The organism is Burkholderia gladioli, assembly GCF_000959725.1.
Lineage (GTDB): Bacteria > Pseudomonadota > Gammaproteobacteria > Burkholderiales > Burkholderiaceae > Burkholderia > Burkholderia gladioli.
The window spans coordinates 887,075-903,877 of record NZ_CP009323.1 but is presented as its reverse complement, the minus strand read 5'-3'; the positions used below and the strand labels follow the sequence as shown (position 1 = coordinate 903,877).

At 69.4% G+C, this 16,803-nt stretch carries 19 protein-coding genes; 11 read left to right on the top strand and 8 right to left on the bottom strand.

The window, feature by feature from the left end; all coding sequences use genetic code 11:
* Positions 1–36 precede the first annotated feature (36 nt).
* The 3 genes from BM43_RS20950 (at position 37) to BM43_RS20940 (ending at position 3,466) form a co-directional block, all read left to right on the top strand.
* Positions 37–738, top strand: a complete 702-nt coding sequence (locus BM43_RS20950) for a TerC family protein (protein ID WP_036049332.1) — start codon at positions 37–39, stop codon at positions 736–738.
* Positions 739–882: 144 nt separating this feature from the next.
* Positions 883–1,500, top strand: coding sequence for a pilin (locus BM43_RS20945; protein ID WP_025096951.1), 618 nt, complete (start codon positions 883–885; stop codon positions 1,498–1,500).
* A gap of 181 nt (positions 1,501–1,681) precedes the next feature.
* A complete protein-coding gene (locus tag BM43_RS20940; RefSeq protein WP_036049335.1) occupies positions 1,682–3,466 on the top strand; it encodes a PglL family O-oligosaccharyltransferase in 1,785 nt (594 codons plus the stop codon).
* 74 nt (positions 3,467–3,540) lie between these two features.
* Here BM43_RS20940 and BM43_RS40685 read toward each other — a convergent pair whose 3' ends face one another.
* Positions 3,541–3,753, bottom strand: coding sequence for a hypothetical protein (locus BM43_RS40685; protein ID WP_127837658.1), 213 nt, complete (start codon positions 3,751–3,753; stop codon positions 3,541–3,543).
* A 21-nt stretch (positions 3,754–3,774) separates the two neighbouring features.
* Between BM43_RS40685 and BM43_RS20935 the strand changes: the two genes are divergently transcribed.
* The 3 genes from BM43_RS20935 (at position 3,775) to BM43_RS20925 (ending at position 6,139) form a co-directional block, all read left to right on the top strand.
* Positions 3,775–4,239 (top strand): DUF2501 domain-containing protein, encoded by a 465-nt coding sequence (locus BM43_RS20935; RefSeq protein WP_036049338.1) that lies wholly within the window; start codon positions 3,775–3,777, stop codon positions 4,237–4,239.
* A gap of 159 nt (positions 4,240–4,398) precedes the next feature.
* Positions 4,399–4,761: a TonB family protein gene (locus BM43_RS20930; protein WP_017918743.1), complete on the top strand. Its 363-nt coding sequence runs from the start codon at positions 4,399–4,401 to the stop codon at positions 4,759–4,761.
* A gap of 283 nt (positions 4,762–5,044) precedes the next feature.
* The gene (locus BM43_RS20925; protein ID WP_036049341.1) at positions 5,045–6,139 is read left to right on the top strand and encodes a porin; all 1,095 of its coding nucleotides are present in this window, start codon (positions 5,045–5,047) and stop codon (positions 6,137–6,139) included.
* Positions 6,140–6,188: 49 nt separating this feature from the next.
* On the opposite strand, the gene moaC is transcribed toward BM43_RS20925, so the two are convergent.
* Positions 6,189–6,680, bottom strand: coding sequence for a cyclic pyranopterin monophosphate synthase MoaC (gene moaC, locus BM43_RS20920; protein ID WP_036049343.1), 492 nt, complete (start codon positions 6,678–6,680; stop codon positions 6,189–6,191).
* 144 nt (positions 6,681–6,824) lie between these two features.
* On the opposite strand from moaC, the gene BM43_RS20915 reads away from it, so the two are divergent.
* Positions 6,825–8,567, top strand: a complete 1,743-nt coding sequence (locus tag BM43_RS20915; RefSeq protein ID WP_036049345.1) for a M48 family metalloprotease — start codon at positions 6,825–6,827, stop codon at positions 8,565–8,567.
* Between the two features lie 28 nt (positions 8,568–8,595).
* On the opposite strand, the gene BM43_RS20910 is transcribed toward BM43_RS20915, so the two are convergent.
* From BM43_RS20910 to BM43_RS41385, 6 genes are all read right to left on the bottom strand, one after another.
* Positions 8,596–9,174: a DUF2946 family protein gene (locus BM43_RS20910; RefSeq protein ID WP_036049348.1), complete on the bottom strand. Its 579-nt coding sequence runs from the start codon at positions 9,172–9,174 to the stop codon at positions 8,596–8,598.
* Positions 9,167–10,213: a YheT family hydrolase gene (locus tag BM43_RS20905; RefSeq protein ID WP_036049351.1), complete on the bottom strand. Its 1,047-nt coding sequence runs from the start codon at positions 10,211–10,213 to the stop codon at positions 9,167–9,169. The genes BM43_RS20910 and BM43_RS20905 overlap by 8 nt, the downstream gene beginning before the upstream one ends.
* Before the next feature lie 16 nt (positions 10,214–10,229).
* Positions 10,230–10,676, bottom strand: a complete 447-nt coding sequence (locus BM43_RS20900; protein ID WP_013699252.1) for a nuclear transport factor 2 family protein — start codon at positions 10,674–10,676, stop codon at positions 10,230–10,232.
* A gap of 118 nt (positions 10,677–10,794) precedes the next feature.
* A complete protein-coding gene (waaF, locus tag BM43_RS20895; RefSeq protein ID WP_013699251.1) occupies positions 10,795–11,835 on the bottom strand; it encodes a lipopolysaccharide heptosyltransferase II in 1,041 nt (346 codons plus the stop codon).
* A gap of 233 nt (positions 11,836–12,068) precedes the next feature.
* Positions 12,069–12,263, bottom strand: coding sequence for a zinc-finger domain-containing protein (locus BM43_RS20890; RefSeq protein ID WP_013699250.1), 195 nt, complete (start codon positions 12,261–12,263; stop codon positions 12,069–12,071).
* A complete protein-coding gene (locus tag BM43_RS41385; protein ID WP_126242697.1) occupies positions 12,260–12,475 on the bottom strand; it encodes a hypothetical protein in 216 nt (71 codons plus the stop codon). The genes BM43_RS20890 and BM43_RS41385 overlap by 4 nt, the downstream gene beginning before the upstream one ends.
* Before the next feature lie 72 nt (positions 12,476–12,547).
* On the opposite strand from BM43_RS41385, the gene BM43_RS20885 reads away from it, so the two are divergent.
* The 4 genes from BM43_RS20885 to pyk all read left to right on the top strand — a co-directional run bounded on the left by BM43_RS20885 (position 12,548) and on the right by pyk (position 16,783).
* Positions 12,548–13,342: an AzlC family ABC transporter permease gene (locus BM43_RS20885; RefSeq protein WP_036049353.1), complete on the top strand. Its 795-nt coding sequence runs from the start codon at positions 12,548–12,550 to the stop codon at positions 13,340–13,342.
* A complete protein-coding gene (locus tag BM43_RS20880) occupies positions 13,339–13,665 on the top strand; it encodes an AzlD domain-containing protein (RefSeq protein WP_013699248.1) in 327 nt (108 codons plus the stop codon). Before BM43_RS20885 ends, BM43_RS20880 begins: the two co-directional genes overlap by 4 nt.
* Positions 13,666–13,895: 230 nt before the next feature.
* Positions 13,896–15,092 (top strand): phosphoglycerate kinase, encoded by a 1,197-nt coding sequence (locus tag BM43_RS20875; RefSeq protein WP_013699247.1) that lies wholly within the window; start codon positions 13,896–13,898, stop codon positions 15,090–15,092.
* A 254-nt stretch (positions 15,093–15,346) separates the two neighbouring features.
* Positions 15,347–16,783, top strand: a complete 1,437-nt coding sequence (gene pyk / locus BM43_RS20870) for a pyruvate kinase (protein ID WP_036049356.1) — start codon at positions 15,347–15,349, stop codon at positions 16,781–16,783.
* Positions 16,784–16,803 lie beyond the last annotated feature (20 nt).

Here is a 16,803-nt window from a genome sequence, read left to right as displayed (position 1 = left end):
TCGCCCTCGCGGGCCCTCTGTCTCCAGCCTTCATCCATGATCGAATTCCTCACCACGCTCAACTGGGCCGCCGTCGTGCAGATCGTCATCATCGATCTGCTGCTCGGCGGCGACAACGCGGTCGTGATCGCGCTCGCCTGCCGCAACCTGCCCGACAACCAGCGCCTGCGCGGCGTGATCTGGGGCACCGTCGGCGCGATCGTGCTGCGCGTGGTGCTGATCAGCTTCGCGGTGCTGCTGCTCGACATCCCCTTCCTGAAGCTCGCGGGCGGCCTGCTGCTGCTCTGGATCGGCGCCAAGCTGATCGCGCCGGCCGAGGAAGGGCACGACGGCATCCAGGGCGCCGACCGGCTGTGGGCGGCGGTGCGCACCATCATCGTGGCCGACGCGGTGATGAGCATCGACAACGTGATCGCGATCGCCGGCGCGGCCGAACGCGCCGATCCGCAGCACCGGCTCGCGCTGGTGATCTTCGGGCTGGTGGTCAGCATCCCGGTGATCGTCTGGGGCAGCACCCTGGTACTGAAGTTGCTCGACCGCCTCCCCGTCATCGTGATCCTCGGCGCCGCGCTGCTCGGCTGGATCGGCGGCGGGCTCATCATCGGCGATCCCGCGCTCGACCGTTGGCCGCAGCTCGACGCGCCGGCCCTGGTGCATGGCGCGAGCATCGCCGGCGCGCTGCTGGTGGTGGCGATCGGGCTCTGGTGGAAGCGGCGCCGCGCCGCCAAGGCGCACTGAGCGCGAGCCCTCGCGCCCCGCATGCGCGGCGCTGCCGCAGCCATCCGGCATAGGCCTTCCGGCCGACTACCCGGCGCGCGACGTGCTGGCTAGGATCGACAGGTCTGCCCAAGCGGCAGGCCTGTTTCGTATCCGGAGCCCCATATGTTCGAAGCCCTGTCCCTTGCCCTGTTCCAGCAGTTGTCGCGGCGCCTCTGCGCCAGGCGGATCCGCCCGCGCTCGCGCGGCCTTGCACGAACGCGAGAGGGCCCGGGCGGCTTCACGCTGATCGAATTGATGATCGTGCTGGCCATCGTCGGCGTGGTGGCCGCCTACGCGATTCCCGCGTACCAGGACTATCTCGCCCGCAGCCGCGTGGGCGAGGGCATTGCGCTGGCCGCCTCGGCGCGGCTGGCGGTGGCCGAGAACGCAGCGAGCGGCACGGCCTTCTCGGGCGGTTACGCCTCGCCGCCCGCCACGCGCAATGTCGAATCGATCGAGGTGGACGACACGTCCGGCCAGATCCGCATCGCCTACTCCACGCGCGTGGCCCCGGCCGGCTCGAATACGCTGGTGCTGGTGCCCTCGGCGCCCGACAATGCCGAGGCGCCCACGGGACGCGTGGAACTCGCGCAGGGCACGGTGCAGGCCGGCTCGATCACCTGGGAGTGTTTCGCCGCGGGCAAGGGCGCCTCGTCCCTGCCGGCGCCGGGTTCGGGGCCGGTACCGGCCGAGGCGCCGACGCTGGCAGGCAAGTTCGCGCCGCCCGAGTGTCGTGCTTGAATGGCTGGCCTGAGGGGTTGTTTGAGCGGCTTGCCCTGAGCTCGCCGGCGCACTGGTAAATGGGGGCGGACCTGCGTTCCGCCTGCCGCCGGCTGTCGATGTGCCGACAGATCTGCACGCGGGCGACTCAGCGGGGGAAATTTTTTGTATAGTGCGCCGGTTGCTGACATCCGGTTCGCTCATGCCTTCTTCCGTCCTGCGTTCTTTATCGCTGATTGCGCTAGCCGTTGCCCTGATCCTGCCGTACGCGGTCACCAACCATACCTATCCGATCCCGACGTTCTATTCCGAGTTCACGGCGTTCGGCCTGTACGCGCTGCTCGGCGTGATCGTCACGCTGATGCTGCGCGGGGAGCGCTCGGTTCGGCCGTTCGCCGCGCCGCGCGCCTGGAGCGCGCCGCTCGCGTTCGGCGCGGTGCTGATCGCGCAGACCGTGCTGCTGCCGCTGTCGCAGCCGTCGATGAATTGGCTCGCGCTCGGTTACCTGCTGGCCGCGCTGGTCGCGATGCAATCGGGTTACCTGCTCGGCCGGATCCATTCGGTCGAGACCGTCACGCGCATGATGGCCGGTGCGCTGATCGTGGGCGGCGTGTTCGCGGTCGGCTGCCAGGTGGTCCAGTTGCTGCACCTGGAGCACACGTTCTCGCCCTTCGTGGTCAGCTACGGCGTGCTGGCCGATCGCCGGCCCTACGGCAACATGGCCCAGGCGAACCATCTCGCCACCTATATCGCCTTCGCACTGGCCAGCACGCTCTACCTCGCGCAGTCGCGGCGGCTGCCTGCCTGGGGCTGGCTGCCGCTGTCGATCCTGCTGTCGGCGGGGCTGGCCTTCACCGTCTCGCGCGGGCCCTGGCTGCAGGTGGCGGTGATGGTGGTGGCGGGACTGTGGGCGGCGCTCGCCGCCGCCCGGCGCGGGCAGGGGCGCGGCGCGGCCTGGCTTTATCCGCTCGCGCTGGCGGTCGTGTTCGTGATCGTCAATATCGTGGTGCGCTGGGCCAACGTCCACTATCACCTCGGGCTCGCCGAATCGGCGGCCGAGCGCATGCGCGATGCCGGGCAGATCGCGCCGCGCCTGGCGCTGTGGAAATACGGGCTGACCATGTTCCGCGAGCATCCCTGGCTCGGCGTGGGCTGGGGCGAGTTCCCGCTGCACCAGTTCGAGCTGGTGCGCACGCTCGGCGGCGTCGAGATCGCGAACAATTCGCACGACATCTTCATCGACCTGCTGGCCAAGTCGGGCGTGCTCGGGCTCGGCGTGCTGCTGGTCGCGCTGCTGCTGTGGCTGGCGCGCGCGCTGCGCGTGCCGCACACGATCGAGCGGATCTACGGGCTCGCCCTGATCGGCGTGCTGCTGATGCATGCGCTGGTCGAGTATCCGCAGCAATACACCTTCTTCACGCTGCCCGCGATGTTCGTGATCGGGCTGCTCGAGACACAGCCGCTGCGCATGCTGCCGGGGCGCATCGCGCATGGCGTGTTCGCGATCGTGTCGGTGGCTGCCTTGCTGGCGCTGTACCCGGTGCTGCGCGATTACCAGCGTGCCGAGGTGCTGTACTACGGCTCGAACCCGGCCGAGCAGTATCGCGCCGCGCCGTCCTTCCTGTTCGGCGCCTGGGGCGAATACGGCGCGGCCACGCTGATGCCGATCTCGCGCGACGACCTGCCCGCGAAGCTGGCCGCGCATCAGCGTGCGCTCGCGCTGTTGCCGGGCGAGACGGTGCTGCGCCGCTACGCGGTGCTCGAGGCGCTGGACGGCCGCGAGGGCGATGCGCTCGACACCGTCGCGCGCCTGAAGATCTTCGCGGAGGAACTGCACGACTGGCCGGCGCAACTGGCGGCGCTCTACAAGCTCGTCGACGCGCAGCCGTCGCTCACCGGGTTCCGGCAATCGCTGGTGTCGCGCTACGGCAAGCCGCCCGGCGCGGCCAGCGAGGACGAGGACGACAGCGACGATTCCGACGACTGAGTCCATGGCTCGCGGTCGAAAATGGCGCGCGACGCTCCAATCGACCCACGGCAAGCCCAAGCGGCCCGCACCCATCACCCCCGGCGGTGGCAGGTGCGGGCCGCTTCGTTTCCGCCGGCGAGCGCCATCGCGAAACCTTCCGTTGCCGAGACATCGAAGCGCATTGCACCGCTTTCCGGCACGATTCCTACAAACATCGTCAACTTGGCCGCCGATTCGGTCCCCTCGGCCGAAGCTGTCGCTTCGCTTCGGTTATGCTGACGATCGGCAATCCGCAGCGCCGACATTCATAACCTGGGAGGATCACGATGAAGATTCGTACTGGCCGTGCCGTGGCAGCCGGCATCCTGATCGGCCTGTCGCTGACGGCGACGGGCGCTGACGCGCAACTGGGCGACATGCTCAAGCAGGCCGGCGGTTCGGCCACGCAGAATTCCGGCGGCCTGGCCGGCAATCTCGGTGGCCTGGGCGGGGCACTCGGCGGCGGTGGTTCGTCGCTGATGCCGTCCAGCCTCGGCAACGTGGCCGGCGTGCTGCAGTTCTGCATCCAGAACCAGTATCTGGGCAGCGGCGGCGCGAGCTCGGTGAAGGACCAGTTGCTGGGCAAGCTCGGCGGCAATCCGCAATCGGATAGCGGCTTCGCGAGCGGCAGCAACGGCATCCTCGACGGCGGCAACGGCAAGACGCTGGACCTGAGCGGCGGCGGCCTCAAGCAGCAGTTGACCAAACAGATCTGCGACAAGGTGCTGACGCAAGCCAAGTCGATGCTGTAAGCTCGACAGGCGCGGCAAGGCATCACGCCGCCACGAACAGACCACGCGGCGCCGATGCGCGCGAGCCGGCCCGGCAACCTGGGCGGCCTCGCGTGCACCGGCGCCGCTCTGCCGATCGCGACCGACCAATGCGACGCAAATACCCGGGGAAGCCACGCCATGATCCGCCACGCGAAGACGCTCGCCGTGCCGCTCGTTGCCCTGCAACTGGCCGGCTGCGCGATGTTCCTGCCGCACGACAATACGCTGTCCTGCACGATTCCCGTCGCCGTCTATCCCGACGACGCGCGTCCCATCGACCGCGAGGTGACGGTGCTCGTGCGCGCGCTGATCACCGCCTCGGGCGAGCCCGAGAACGTCACCATCACCACCAGCAGCCGCAATGCCGCCGCCGATCGCGCCGCCGTGGCGGCCATGTCGCGCGCGCGTTGCACGCAGAAGGCCGCCTATGGCGGCAAGCCCTCGCCCTTCACGCTGACGCAGCCGTTCGTATTCGAGCCCGGCGTGGGGCAGCCGAAGTAGGGCATCGCGATCCCGAATCTCATTGCCGAGAGCGGGACCGGGAAAATGAAATACACGATCGCATTCCTGAAAGTCGCTGGAAAGCGACTGCATGGAAATTCGAAGAGCGTTGCCGCCGATTATTAAACCTGTAATCAAGTCGGATCGATGACGCCGTGAATGCGTTGTATCGCGGCGACATCGGTAATCGCCTCGAAAGTTCCAATCTTTAGAATCGCCCCCGAAGCAGAAAGAGAAGCGCATTACCACTCCACCAAGCATCAGCGCTCCATTCGGGGAATACATGAAAATAGCAAGGACGCTCGTCCCGGCATTGCTGGCCATGTCGGCCGGCGCGGCGTATGCACAGAGCAGTGTCACGCTGTATGGCACGATCGACGAGGGCTTCGATTACATCAGCAACGAAGCGGGTCATTCGAATTACACGCTGTCGAGCAATATCCGGCAACTCGGCAATCGCTGGGGTTTGAAGGGGAGCGAGGATCTCGGCGGCGGCCTGCATGCGGTGTTTCGCCTGGAGAACGACTTCGGTCTCAGTAATGGCGCCCTGGTCCAGAGCGGCGTGATATTCGGCCGGCAGGCCTATGTGGGCCTTTCGTCGGATCGACTCGGCACGATCACGCTGGGCAGGCAATACGATTCCGTTGTCGATTACGTCGCGCCGCTGAGCGCGGCCGGCAGTTGGGGCGATGGCCTGTTCGGGCATCCCTTCGACGCCGACAACCTCGACCAGAGCTTCAGCATCAACAACGCGGTCAAGTACACCAGCGCCGAGTATTCGGGCGTGCAGTTCGGCGGCCTGTACGGCTTCAGCAACCAGGCCGGCCAGTTCGCCGGCAATCGCGCCTGGAGCGTCGGCGCGCGCTATCGCGGCGGCCCGCTCACGGCGGCGGCGGCCTACATGAACGTCGACGGGGAAGACCTGAATGCGTCGGGCGCGGTGGTGGGCTCGATCTACCACGCGGGCACGCAGCGGGTGGCCGCCGCGGGCGCCAGCTATGTGTTCGGCGCTGCCACGCTGGGCCTGGTGTATACGCACACGAATCTCTACGCCGCACCGCGCGATGGCGTGCTCCGCGACATCAGGTTCGACAACGTGGAATTCAACGCGAAGTACGACTTCAGCTCGGCCTGGTACGTGGCGATGATGTACCTGTACACGAATGCATCGATCGAGGCACTGCGCAGCAACAGCCATCCGCACCTCAACGAGATCGGCGCGACGGCGGGGTATCACCTCTCGCGGCGCACCGAGGTCTATGTGCAGGGGCTGTATCAACACACCTCGGGGAACCAGTTCGCGTCGATCGCCGACCTCACCGACTCTTCCTCGCGCAACCAGACGGTGGCGCGCGTGGGCATCCGCACGGCGTTCTGATCGCCGGGCAGGACGAACGAATCGCGCCGCTCGCGGCGCGATTCGTCCATCAACGGCCTGTCAGCCCCCCCACCTTCCAATCCCCCGACTTCCCGCCTTTCTTCTCGACCACCCCCACCTCGCCGATCACCATCCCGCGATCGACCGCCTTGCACATGTCGTAGACGGTGAGCAGGCCGACCTGCACGGCGGTCAGCGCTTCCATCTCCACGCCGGTGCGCCCGAGCGTCTCGACCTGGGCCGTGCAGCGCACGCCGGGCAGGGCCTCGTCGAATTCGAAGTCGACCGCCACGCGCGTGAGCGCCAGCGGGTGGCACAGCGGAATCAGGTCCGAGGTGCGCTTGGCGCCCTGGATCGCCGCGATGCGCGCCACGCCGATCACGTCGCCTTTTTTCGCGCGGCCGTCGCGGATCAGCGCGAGCGTGTCGGGCAGCATCCGGATCGCGCCGCGCGCGATCGCGATGCGTCGCGTTTCCTGTTTGTCGCCGACATCGACCATGTGGGCATGGCCGGCCGCGTCGAAGTGGGTGAGTCCTGGCATGAGTCGCTCCTGAGCTGGGCGCCCATCATAGCAGCGCGCGCCGCCAGGCCTGGGCGCCAGTACAATGTCAGCCGATATCGCCTACCCAGATTCCGGGATTCAGACCCGAACCCACGCCCGAGTCCGCCGCGTTCGATGCCGTCCATGCCGCGTGTCCGCTCCCTGCTCGCCGTCTCGTTGTCGGCCGTGCTCGCCCTGCCGCCGGGCAGTCACGCGCAATCGTCGCGGCCGGCCCAGGCGGCTTCGTCGCCGGTCGTGGCCGCCTCGCCCGCGGCCGGCGCCGCGCGCCTGCCGGGCGTGCTCGACGGCATCTCCACGGCGCCCGCCATCCCTGACGAAATTGCACCGGGCGTATTCGGCACCTACGGCGGCGAGCGCTCGCGGCTGGCGGGCACGCCCGGCGCGCCGTCGCCCAGCCTGCGCAGCCCGCTGCAGAGCCAGCAACTGCCCAACCTCGGCGACGGCTCCGGCGGCGCACTGACTCCGCAGGCCGAACGCCGGCTCGGCGAGCGCGTGATGCGCGAGGTGCGGCGCGATCCCGACTATCTCGACGACTGGCTGGTGCGGGACTACCTGAACTCGGTCGCGGCCCGGCTCTCGGCCGCCGCCGCGGCCCAGTTCATCGGCGGCGATCGTCCCGACTTCGACCTGTTCCCGATGCGCGATGCGCAGATCAACGCGTTCTCGCTGCCCGGTGGTTTCATCGGCGTGAACAGCGGGCTGGTGATCATGACGCGCACCGAATCCGAACTCGCCTCGGTGCTGGGCCATGAAATGGGCCACGTGCTGCAACGGCATATCGCGCGCATGCTCGGCGCCAGCGAGAAGACCGGCTACGCGGCGCTGGCCTCGATGCTGATCGGCGTGCTGGCCGGCGTGCTGGCGCGCAGCGGCGATCTCGGCAGCGCGATCGCGCTGGGCGGCCAGGCCTACGTGGTCGACAACCAACTGCGCTTCTCGCGCGGGGCCGAACGCGAGGCCGATCGCGTCGGCTTCCAGCTGCTGACGGCGGCCGGCTACGATCCCTACGGCATGCCGGGCTTCTTCGAGCGCCTCGATCGCTCGACCCTGGGCGACGCCGGCGTGCCCGAGTACGTGCGCACCCACCCGCTCACCATCGACCGGCTCGCCGACATGGACGACCGCGCGCGCCGCGTGCCCTATCGCCAGCCGCGCCAGGCGCCGGAATACGTGTTCGCGCGGGCGCGGCTGCGGATCCTGCAGAACCGCTCGCCGTCCGACGTCGCCAACGAGGTGCGCCGCATGCGCAGCGAGATCGACGACCGGGTCGCGCCGAGCGTGGCGGCGAACTGGTACGGCATCGCGCTGGGGCAGATGCAGCTCGGCAACTTCGGCGAGGCGGACACGGCGCTGGTGAGCGCGCGAGAGCGTTTCGCCCGCATCCAGCAAGACGAGGGCGCGACCGCGTCGAGCACGCCGAGCCTGGACGTGCTGGGCGCCGAGATCGCGCGCCGCGCCGGCCGCACCGACGAGGCGCTGCGGCTCGCGCAACTGGCGCAGCAGCGCTGGCCGGGTTCGCACGCGGCGATCATCGCGCATCTGCAGGCGCTGCTGGCCGCCGGGCGATTCCGCGAGGCGCAGCTCATGGCGCGCACGCAGGCCGAATCGGATCCGCGCCAGCCCGACTGGTGGAGCTACCTGGCCCAGGCGGCGCAGGGCAGCGGCGACGCGATCACGCGGCGGCGCGCGCTGGCGGAAAAGCTCGCGCTCGACGGCGCCTGGCCCTCGGCGATCCGCCAACTGCGCGAGGCGCGCGACGACAAGGCGGTGAGCTTCTACGAGCAGTCGATCATCACGGCGCGGCTGCACGACTTCGAGCAGCGCTACAAGGAAGAGCAGAACGACAAGGAGGACGAGCGCGGCTAGACGTGCCGCGCCCGAGGCGGATTCCGGCTCAGCCGGCGGCGCGCGCGGCCGGGCTCGCGACGAAGGCGAAGCGGGCCGGCACCTCGTCGCGGCCGATCGGGGCCAGCGCGAGATCGACGCCGGGCCGCCAATGGAAGCGGCCGCCCGTGCCTTGCTCGTCGAGCGTGGCGTGATCGGCGAACAGGCCGAGGTCGTGGTCGTGCAGGGCGGCCACGCGAGCTGGCGTCGACGCGTCGGAGAACAGCACGCCGCCCTGGTCGTCGAGCCAGGCGCCGGCCGGCTCGAAGGCCTGGCCGGTCTGGTCGGTCAGGCTCGGCACGCCGTGCTCGTCGGTCGACAGGCGCACGATCCATGGCGTGTAGGCCAGCTCGACGTAGACGCGCTGCGGCCCGTTCTGGAAGAACCATTGCCCTGCTTCATCACGCTCGTAGTTGCGCGCGATGAAGGCGATCAGCGCGGCATGGCGGATCGCGGTGCCGGGCGCGCCGGCGGCCTGGGTGGCCTCGTCGCGCATGCGCCAGTCGCCGCGGCGGTCGAGCAGCAGCCAGCCCGTGCAATGCGGAACGTTGGGCCATTTGGCCAGTGCCTGGCGAACGATCTCATCCATGGTCGAGGAAGCGGGAAACGAAGCCGAATACGCGCAGCGGCAGCCAGTCGGCCTGGCCCGGGAAGGGCCCGGTCATGAAGCCGACGTGGCCGCCGTGCTCGGGCTGGTCCAGCTCGACCGCGCGCGACACGTCGGCGGGGCCAGGCAGCGCGGTGGCCGGCAGGAACGGGTCGTTGCGGGCGTTGAGGATCAGGGTGGGAATCTCGATGCCGGGCAGCTTGGGCCGCACCGTGGCGCGCGTCCAGTAGTCGTCGGCGCCCGAGAAGCCGTGCAGCGGCGCGGTGACGATGTCGTCGAACTCGTGCATGGTGCGCGCGGCCAGCATCGCGCGCCGGTCGAAGATGCCGGGATGCTGGGCGAGCTTGGCGAGCCCCTTGAGCTTCAGCGTCTTCAGGAAGGAGCGCGTGTAGACCATCGAGAAGCCCTGCGAGATGGCCCGGCCGCCGGCGTGAACGTCCAGCGGGGTCGACACCGCGGCGGCCGCCGCCACCAGCGAGCGGTTGCCGCGCCGCTCGCCGAGCCAGTGCAGCAGCACGTTGCCGCCGAGCGAGACGCCCACCGCGAACAGCGGGCCGCGATGCCGGGCGGCGAGCCGGCGCAGGATCCAGTCGACCTCGTCGGCGTCGGCCAGGTGGTAGAAGCGCGGCAGCCGGTTCAGCTCGCCGCTGCAACTGCGGAAATGCGGCACCACGCCGTGCCAGCCGAGGTCGCGCGCGGCCGCCATCAGCAGGCGCGCGTAGCGGGAATCGGAATTGCCCTCGAGTCCGTGGAATACCACCACCAGCGGCGCCTCGGGCGAGGGCTCGCCGCCGGCGACGCCGCCGGGCGGGTGGGTGACCCAGTCGAGATCGATGAAGTCGCCGTCGGGCGTGTCCCAGCGCTCGCGCCGGTAGCTCACCTCGGGGCGGCGGCCGAACAGCGCCGGGAAGATCGTCTGGGCGTGATTGGAGGGCAGCCAGCGCGGGGCCACGTAGCGCAGCAGCTCGGTGGCGGGCTGCGCGAGCCCGGTGAGTGGCGACGGCGGTGTATCGGTACTCATCGCGCGCGTGCCGGCCTCAGTGCAGCGGGCCCTGGCCGTGGCGAATCTTGGCGGCGAACTGGCTGGCGGCCTGGTCCGGGATCGGGCTGGCGTGGATATGGGCGATCCGCCATTCGCCGCGCTCGTGGATCATCACGTAGGTGGCGAACACCATGTCGGGCTCGCTGCCGCCGTCGGCGTACTGATGGGCTTCCGCGACCGTGTAGACCACCGTGCCGAGGCTGTCGTAGACGCGGATGTCGAGCGGCTCGATGGTCACCGGGCGCGCCGTCATGCGCTGCGCGAAGCCGCTGCGGATCTGCTCGAGGCCGTGCAGGTGCGCGCCGTCGGACCAGATGCAGCTCGCGAAATCCTCGTCGATCCACAGGACCATCAGGGCGTCGAGGTTCGCGTCGGCGACCGACTGGTAGTAGGCGTTCAGCGTGTCGGCGGCGGCTTCGAAGAGGCGGGCAAAACGTGGCATCGGGTTTATCTCTCGCGCAAGGCGCGCTATTACAAGGCAGCGGCCGAGAGGCCGCCTTCGCAAGTACCGCAATGACTGTCTCGAACGCGCGCCGGGCCGGGCCGCGGCCCGGCTCTCCTCAGCGCTGGCCGACCAGCATGCCGCGCAGGTCGGCGAAGACCTGCTCCGGGCTCAGCTCGCGCAGGCAGTTCAGGTGGCCGAGCGGGCATTCGCGCTGGAAGCAGGGGCTGCATTCGAGCTGCAGCCATTGTACCTTTGCCAGATCCGAGAGCGGCGGAGTGTGGCGCGGATCGGTCGAGCCATAAAGCGCGACCAGCGGGCGTCGCAGCGCGGCGGCCACGTGCATCAGGCCCGAATCGTTGGTGACCACCGCGTTGGCGCGCGCGATCAGCGCGCAGGCCTCGGACAGCGAGGTCTGCCCGCACAGGTTGCGCACGCCGGGGGCCTGATCGGCGATCGCCTGGGCGGCCGGCGCATCCTTGGGCGAGCCCAGCGCGATCATCTGCGTATAGGGGAAGGATTGGCCGACGATCCTCGCCAGCGCCGCGAAATGCTCGGGCGGCCAGCGCTTGGCCGGGCCGTACTCGGCGCCGGGGCAGAAGACGATCAGCGGCTTGCGCGTGTCCAGGTGGAAGCGCGTCGAGACGCGCGCGGTCTCGTTGAGGTCGGCCTCCAGGCGCGGCATCGGCAGGGACTTGAGCGCCTCGTCGAGCTTCGCGCCGGGCGCGTAGGCCAGCGCGGCATAGAACGGCACCATCGGCGGACGCGAATCGCGCGCCTTGGGCGGGTTCGCGTGGCGCACGTTGAGCAGCGCGTAGCGCGACTCGCCGGTATAGCCGATGCGCAGCGGGATCCCGGCCAGCCAGGGGATCAGCGCCGATTTCAGCGAATTCGGCAGCACGTAGGCGGCGTCGTAGCCGACCTCGCGCAGGTCGCTGGCCAGTTGCCAGCGGCGCAGCATCTGCAGCTTGCCGTGGGCCAGGTCGGTGGCGTGCACCTCGTGGATCTCGGGCATGCGCTCGAGCACGGGCGCGACCCAGCTCGGCGCGAGCGCGTCGATCACGATGCGGGGGTGCAGTTTCTTCAGCAGCGCGAAAAGCGGCTGCGCCATCAATGCGTCACCGATCCAGTTCGGTGCGATTACCAACGCGCGACGCATCAGGTCGATATCCGGTGTCTTGTTGAAACGCGTCGCCGGGGCGCCGCGCTCGGGTTGCGGGGGGAAACGGTGGCGGCGGGGCGGCGCGAACTGCAAGGCAGCGACGCGCCAGGCACGCAGGCGGCGCGGGCGCGATGCTGCCGCGCGTCGCTTCCTGCCCGATGCGGTACCGAGTCGCCTGCTGGGCGTGCCACTAGCGGCCGCCGCGAGCTCGGCCGCGCCGGGCGGGCCGCTCAGTGGCCGTGGACGACTTCGCCGTCGCGCAGCTTGTAGCGCGTGCCGCAATAGGGGCAGCGCGCCTCGCCGTGCGTGATGTCGATGAACACGCGCGGATGCGCGCTCCAGCGCGTCATTGCCGGGTTCGGGCAGTAGGCCGGCAGATCCTTGGCCGACAGTTCGACGAGCGGTCGTTCCTTGATTTCACTCATGGGGCGGTCTCTTGTTGCAATAAGGGGGCGAGCGCGGCGCGCATCTCGCCGTTGCCCGACACGATAGCGAAAAAACCGGCGGCGCGGCGCGTTCGCGCGCAAGCCGGGTCGATCGCCGGCCGTGGCGGGCCGCGCAGGACCGGCATTTTAACGTCTTTTGCATCGTCAACGGTCTGCTCGGCGGGGTCCGGCGCTATAATCACTGGCACCATTCAACACCAGCAACACGGGAGGCAGCGCGGCCGCGCGCGCCCCCGGTTCCTCGCGCCGTCCGGCGCCGTCCCATGCTCGCTCGCCTGTCCGCCTCCGATCGCTTCTCCTTCGTCCAGGGGGCGCGCGACTACGCGCCGACGCTCACCGCGATGTTGTCCTGGGGTCTCGTTACCGGTATCGCGATGAGCAAGTCGGTGCTGACCACCAACCAGGCGGTCTGGATGTCGCTGCTGGTCTACGGCGGCTCCTCGCAACTGGCGGTGCTGCCGCTGCTGGCCGCCAAGCTGCCGCTCTGGACGCTCCTCTTGACCGCCGCGATGGTCAACCTGCGCTTCGTGATCTTCAGCGCCGGCATGGCCCCGCATTTCTCCTACCTGCCGATGTGGCGGCGCGCGCTGATCGGCTATTTCAACGGCGACGTCATCTACCTGCTGTTCATCCGGCAGGGTTTCGCCAACGGCCATGTGCCGGGCAAGGAAGCCTATTTCTGGGGCATGGCGATCGTCAGCTGGCTGTCCTGGCAGGCTTCCTCGCTGGCCGGCATCGCGCTGGCCAGCGTGGTGCCCGACCAATGGGGGCTGGGGCTGGCCGGCACGCTCGCGCTGATCCCGATCATGGTCTCGGCGGTGGCCAACCGCTCGACGCTGGTCGCCGTGGTGGTGGCCGGCATCGTCGCGCTGCTGGCGATCGAGTTGCCCTACCGGCTCGGCCTGCCGCTCGCGGTGCTGGCCGCGCTGGCCGCGGGCACGCTGGCCGACGTCTTCATCGAGCGGGCCGACTGGCGCCGCCTGCGCGCCGAAGTGCGGCCCCGCGATGCGCTCGACGCGAGCGAGGCCGGCCGCGACGGCGAGGGAGGCGCGCGATGAGCGACACCGCCCTGGTCTGGTGGACCATCGCCGGCATGACCGTGGTCACCGCGCTCACCCGCGCGCTGTTCCTGATCGGCGGCGAGCGCACCATGCTGCCCGAGCGTGCCCAGCGCGCGCTGCGCTACGCGCCGGCCGCGGCGCTGGTGGCGGTGGTGCTGCCCGACGTGCTGGAGACGCCGGCCGGCATCTCCTTCTCGCTGGCCAATCACGACTTCTACGCGGCCGCCGCGGGCCTGGCCTGGTTCCTGTGGCGGCGCAGCATGATCGGCACGATCGTGGTCGGCATGCTGGTGTCGACCGCGCTGCGCCTGATCATTTGACCCTTCGCCTCGAAGCCTTTCGATGGTGCACGGCAACATCGAAAGGCTTCGGCCAAATAGGGGGAATTCGCCGCGCGGCGGGGCAGGCCGCGGGATGGATCGGCTAGAATGGCCCTTTCCGGAAATTTCGAGCGTGTCGCACGGCCCAGCCCGGCCGTCAGGCGCCTGTCGACGGCAGCCCGCGCGCGATTTTTCAGCAACGCCTTCCTCATCAACCTTCAATCAGTCCCATGAGCCAAGTTAAGCGTCTTACCGACCTGATCGCCGAGGGCAAGGTCTCCGGCCAACGTGTCTTCATCCGCGCCGATCTGAACGTGCCCCAGGACGACCACGGCAACATCACCGAGGACACGCGCGTGCGCGCCTCGGTGCCGGCGATCCGGGCCGCGCTCGACGCGGGCGCCGCGGTGATGGTCACCTCGCACCTGGGCCGACCGACCGAGGGCGAGTTCAAGCCCGAGGATTCGCTGGCGCCGGTCGCCAAGCGCCTGGGCGAGTTGCTCGGCCGCGAGGTGCCGCTGGTGGCGAACTGGGTCGAGAACGGCGTGAAGGTCGCGCCGGGCGAGGTGGTGCTGCTCGAGAACTGCCGCGTCAACAAGGGCGAGAAGAAGAACGACGACGCGCTGGCGCAGAAGATGGCCGCGCTCTGCGATATCTACGTCAACGACGCGTTCGGCACCGCGCATCGCGCGGAAGCCACCACCCACGGCATCGCCAAGTACGCCGGCATCGCCTGCGCGGGCCCGCTGCTGGCCGCCGAGCTCGACGCGCTGGGCAAGGCGCTGGGCAACCCGAAGCGTCCGCTGGTGGCGATCGTGGCCGGCTCCAAGGTGTCGACCAAGCTGACCATCCTGAAGTCGCTGGCCGAGAAGGTCGACCAGCTGATCGTCGGCGGCGGCATCGCCAACACCTTCATGCTGGCCGCCGGCCTGGCGATCGGCAAGTCGCTGGCCGAGCCGGACCTGGTGGCCGAGGCCAAGGCCATCATCGACGCGGCGCGCGAGCGCGGCGCCTCGGTGCCGATCCCCTCGGACGTGGTGACGGCCAAGGAATTCGCGCCCACCGCGAAGGCCACCGTCAAGAAGGTCAACGAGATCGAGGCCGACGACCTGATCCTCGACATCGGCCCGGACACCGCCCGCGCGCTGGCCGGCCAGCTCGAGAAGGCCGGCACGGTGGTCTGGAACGGCCCGGTGGGCGTGTTCGAGTTCGACCAGTTCGGCAACGGCACCAAGACGCTCGCCGAGGCGATCGCCAACTCCCCCGCGTTCTCGATCGCGGGCGGCGGCGACACCCTGGCGGCCATCGCCAAGTACGGCATCCACGACAAGGTCAGCTACATCTCGACGGGCGGCGGCGCCTTCCTCGAGTTCCTGGAAGGGAAGACGCTGCCGGCGGTGGAAGTGCTCGAAACGCGCGCGGCCTGATGGCGGCGCACGGTCGCGCGAAGACGCGCCGGCAGGCGGGCGGGGCGGCGCGGGCACGCCCCGGCTCCCACGCCGGCGGGCGGCAAGGCCCCGAGGCCGGCCGCCCGGCCGCGATGGAACAGGACATGCAGAACAAGGCGACGCCGGCCCAAGAAGCCGGCGCCCATACCGGAGCACCGGCCGCTGGGCCCGGCGGCTCCGGCTCTCGCAGCAGTATCTCCAGCGCATCCACCCAGACCATCAAGAGGAGTTTCATGCTTCGCGCCACCAAGATAGTCGCCACGATCGGCCCGGCTTCCAGTTCGCCCGAGATTCTGCTGCAGATGATGCAGGCCGGCCTCGACGTCGTGCGCCTCAATTTCTCGCACGGCACGGCCGACGATCACCGCCAGCGCGCCGAGATGGTGCGCGAGGCCGCGCGCAAGGTCGGCCGCGAGATCGCGATCATGGCCGACCTGCAGGGTCCGAAGATCCGCGTCGGCAAGTTCGAGAACGGCAAGACCACGCTGAACCCGGGCCAGCCCTTCATCCTCGACGCCACCTGCGAACTCGGCAACGACGAGCGCGTCGGCCTCGACTACAAGGACCTGCCGCGCGACCTGAAGACCGGCGACGTGCTGCTGCTCAACGACGGCCTGATCGTGCTGACCGTCGAGCGCGTGCTCGGCGACGAGATCCACACCATCGTCAAGGTGGGCGGTGAGCTGTCGAACAACAAGGGCATCAACCGCCAGGGCGGCGGGCTGTCGGCGCCGGCGCTGACCGCCAAGGACATGGAGGACATCCGCACCGCCATGTCGCTGGGCGCGGACATGGTGGCCGTGTCCTTCCCGAAGAACGCCACCGACATGGAAATGGCGCGCCAACTCGCCAACATCGCGGGTGCGCCCTACGGCATCAAGCCGAAGATGATCGCCAAGATCGAGCGCGCCGAGGCGATTCCCGCCCTGCAGGACATCCTCGACGCCTCGGACGGCATCATGGTGGCGCGCGGCGACCTGGCCGTGGAAGTCGGCAACGCGGCCGTGCCGGCGCTGCAAAAGCGCATGATCCGCATGGCGCGCGAGTCGAACAAGCTGGTGATCACCGCCACCCAGATGATGGAGTCGATGATCCACGCGCCGGTGCCTACCCGCGCCGAGGTCTCGGACGTGGCCAACGCCGTGCTGGACGGCACCGACGCGGTGATGCTGTCGGCCGAATCGGCGGCCGGCAAGTACCCGGTGGTGACCATCGAGGCCATGGCCGCGATTTGCGTCGAGGCCGAGAAGTCGGAAACCGTCGAGCTCGACAAGGACTTCCTCGACCGCACCTTCACCCGCATCGACCAGTCGATCGCGATGGGCGCGCTGTTCACGGCCCACCACCTGGGCGCCAAGGCGATCATCGCCCTGACCGAATCGGGTTCGACGGCGCTGTGGATGTCGCGCCACATCACCCACGTGCCGATCTTCGCGCTCACGCCGCGGGTCGGCAGCGAGCGCGCGATGGCGCTGTTCCGCAACGTCACGCCGCTGCACGTCGACTTCAACAGCGATCGCGACTCGGCCATGCAGGCCGCCGTGGAGATCGTGATCCGCCAGGGTTACGTGGTGCGCGGCGACATGGTGGTGCTGACCGTCGGCGAGCCGATGGGGCAGGCCGGCGGTACCAATACGCTGAAGATCGTGCGGGTCGGCGAAACCTTCTGATTTGCCTCTGACCCTGTATT

What these genes read in the sequence shown, in the direction of transcription:
- BM43_RS20940 (WP_036049335.1), top strand. Translation starts at nt 1,682, where the DNA reads ATGCCTTCTTCCGTCCTGCGTTCTTTATCGCTGATTGCGCTAGCCGTT.
- pyk (WP_036049356.1), top strand. Translation starts at nt 15,347, where the DNA reads ATGCTTCGCGCCACCAAGATAGTCGCCACGATCGGCCCGGCTTCCAGT.
- BM43_RS20890 (WP_013699250.1), bottom strand. Translation starts at nt 12,263, where the DNA reads ATGAGTGAAATCAAGGAACGACCGCTCGTCGAACTGTCGGCCAAGGAT.
- BM43_RS20900 (WP_013699252.1), bottom strand. Translation starts at nt 10,676, where the DNA reads ATGCCACGTTTTGCCCGCCTCTTCGAAGCCGCCGCCGACACGCTGAAC.
- waaF (WP_013699251.1), bottom strand. Translation starts at nt 11,835, where the DNA reads ATGCGTCGCGCGTTGGTAATCGCACCGAACTGGATCGGTGACGCATTG.
- moaC (WP_036049343.1), bottom strand. Translation starts at nt 6,680, where the DNA reads ATGCCAGGACTCACCCACTTCGACGCGGCCGGCCATGCCCACATGGTC.
- BM43_RS41385 (WP_126242697.1), bottom strand. Translation starts at nt 12,475, where the DNA reads ATGGTGCCAGTGATTATAGCGCCGGACCCCGCCGAGCAGACCGTTGAC.
- BM43_RS20915 (WP_036049345.1), top strand. Translation starts at nt 6,825, where the DNA reads ATGCCGCGTGTCCGCTCCCTGCTCGCCGTCTCGTTGTCGGCCGTGCTC.
- BM43_RS20925 (WP_036049341.1), top strand. Translation starts at nt 5,045, where the DNA reads ATGAAAATAGCAAGGACGCTCGTCCCGGCATTGCTGGCCATGTCGGCC.
- BM43_RS20880 (WP_013699248.1), top strand. Translation starts at nt 13,339, where the DNA reads ATGAGCGACACCGCCCTGGTCTGGTGGACCATCGCCGGCATGACCGTG.
- BM43_RS20945 (WP_025096951.1), top strand. Translation starts at nt 883, where the DNA reads ATGTTCGAAGCCCTGTCCCTTGCCCTGTTCCAGCAGTTGTCGCGGCGC.
- BM43_RS20905 (WP_036049351.1), bottom strand. Translation starts at nt 10,213, where the DNA reads ATGAGTACCGATACACCGCCGTCGCCACTCACCGGGCTCGCGCAGCCC.
- BM43_RS20875 (WP_013699247.1), top strand. Translation starts at nt 13,896, where the DNA reads ATGAGCCAAGTTAAGCGTCTTACCGACCTGATCGCCGAGGGCAAGGTC.
- BM43_RS20935 (WP_036049338.1), top strand. Translation starts at nt 3,775, where the DNA reads ATGAAGATTCGTACTGGCCGTGCCGTGGCAGCCGGCATCCTGATCGGC.
- BM43_RS20950 (WP_036049332.1), top strand. Translation starts at nt 37, where the DNA reads ATGATCGAATTCCTCACCACGCTCAACTGGGCCGCCGTCGTGCAGATC.
- BM43_RS40685 (WP_127837658.1), bottom strand. Translation starts at nt 3,753, where the DNA reads ATGTCGGCGCTGCGGATTGCCGATCGTCAGCATAACCGAAGCGAAGCG.
- BM43_RS20930 (WP_017918743.1), top strand. Translation starts at nt 4,399, where the DNA reads ATGATCCGCCACGCGAAGACGCTCGCCGTGCCGCTCGTTGCCCTGCAA.
- BM43_RS20910 (WP_036049348.1), bottom strand. Translation starts at nt 9,174, where the DNA reads ATGGATGAGATCGTTCGCCAGGCACTGGCCAAATGGCCCAACGTTCCG.
- BM43_RS20885 (WP_036049353.1), top strand. Translation starts at nt 12,548, where the DNA reads ATGCTCGCTCGCCTGTCCGCCTCCGATCGCTTCTCCTTCGTCCAGGGG.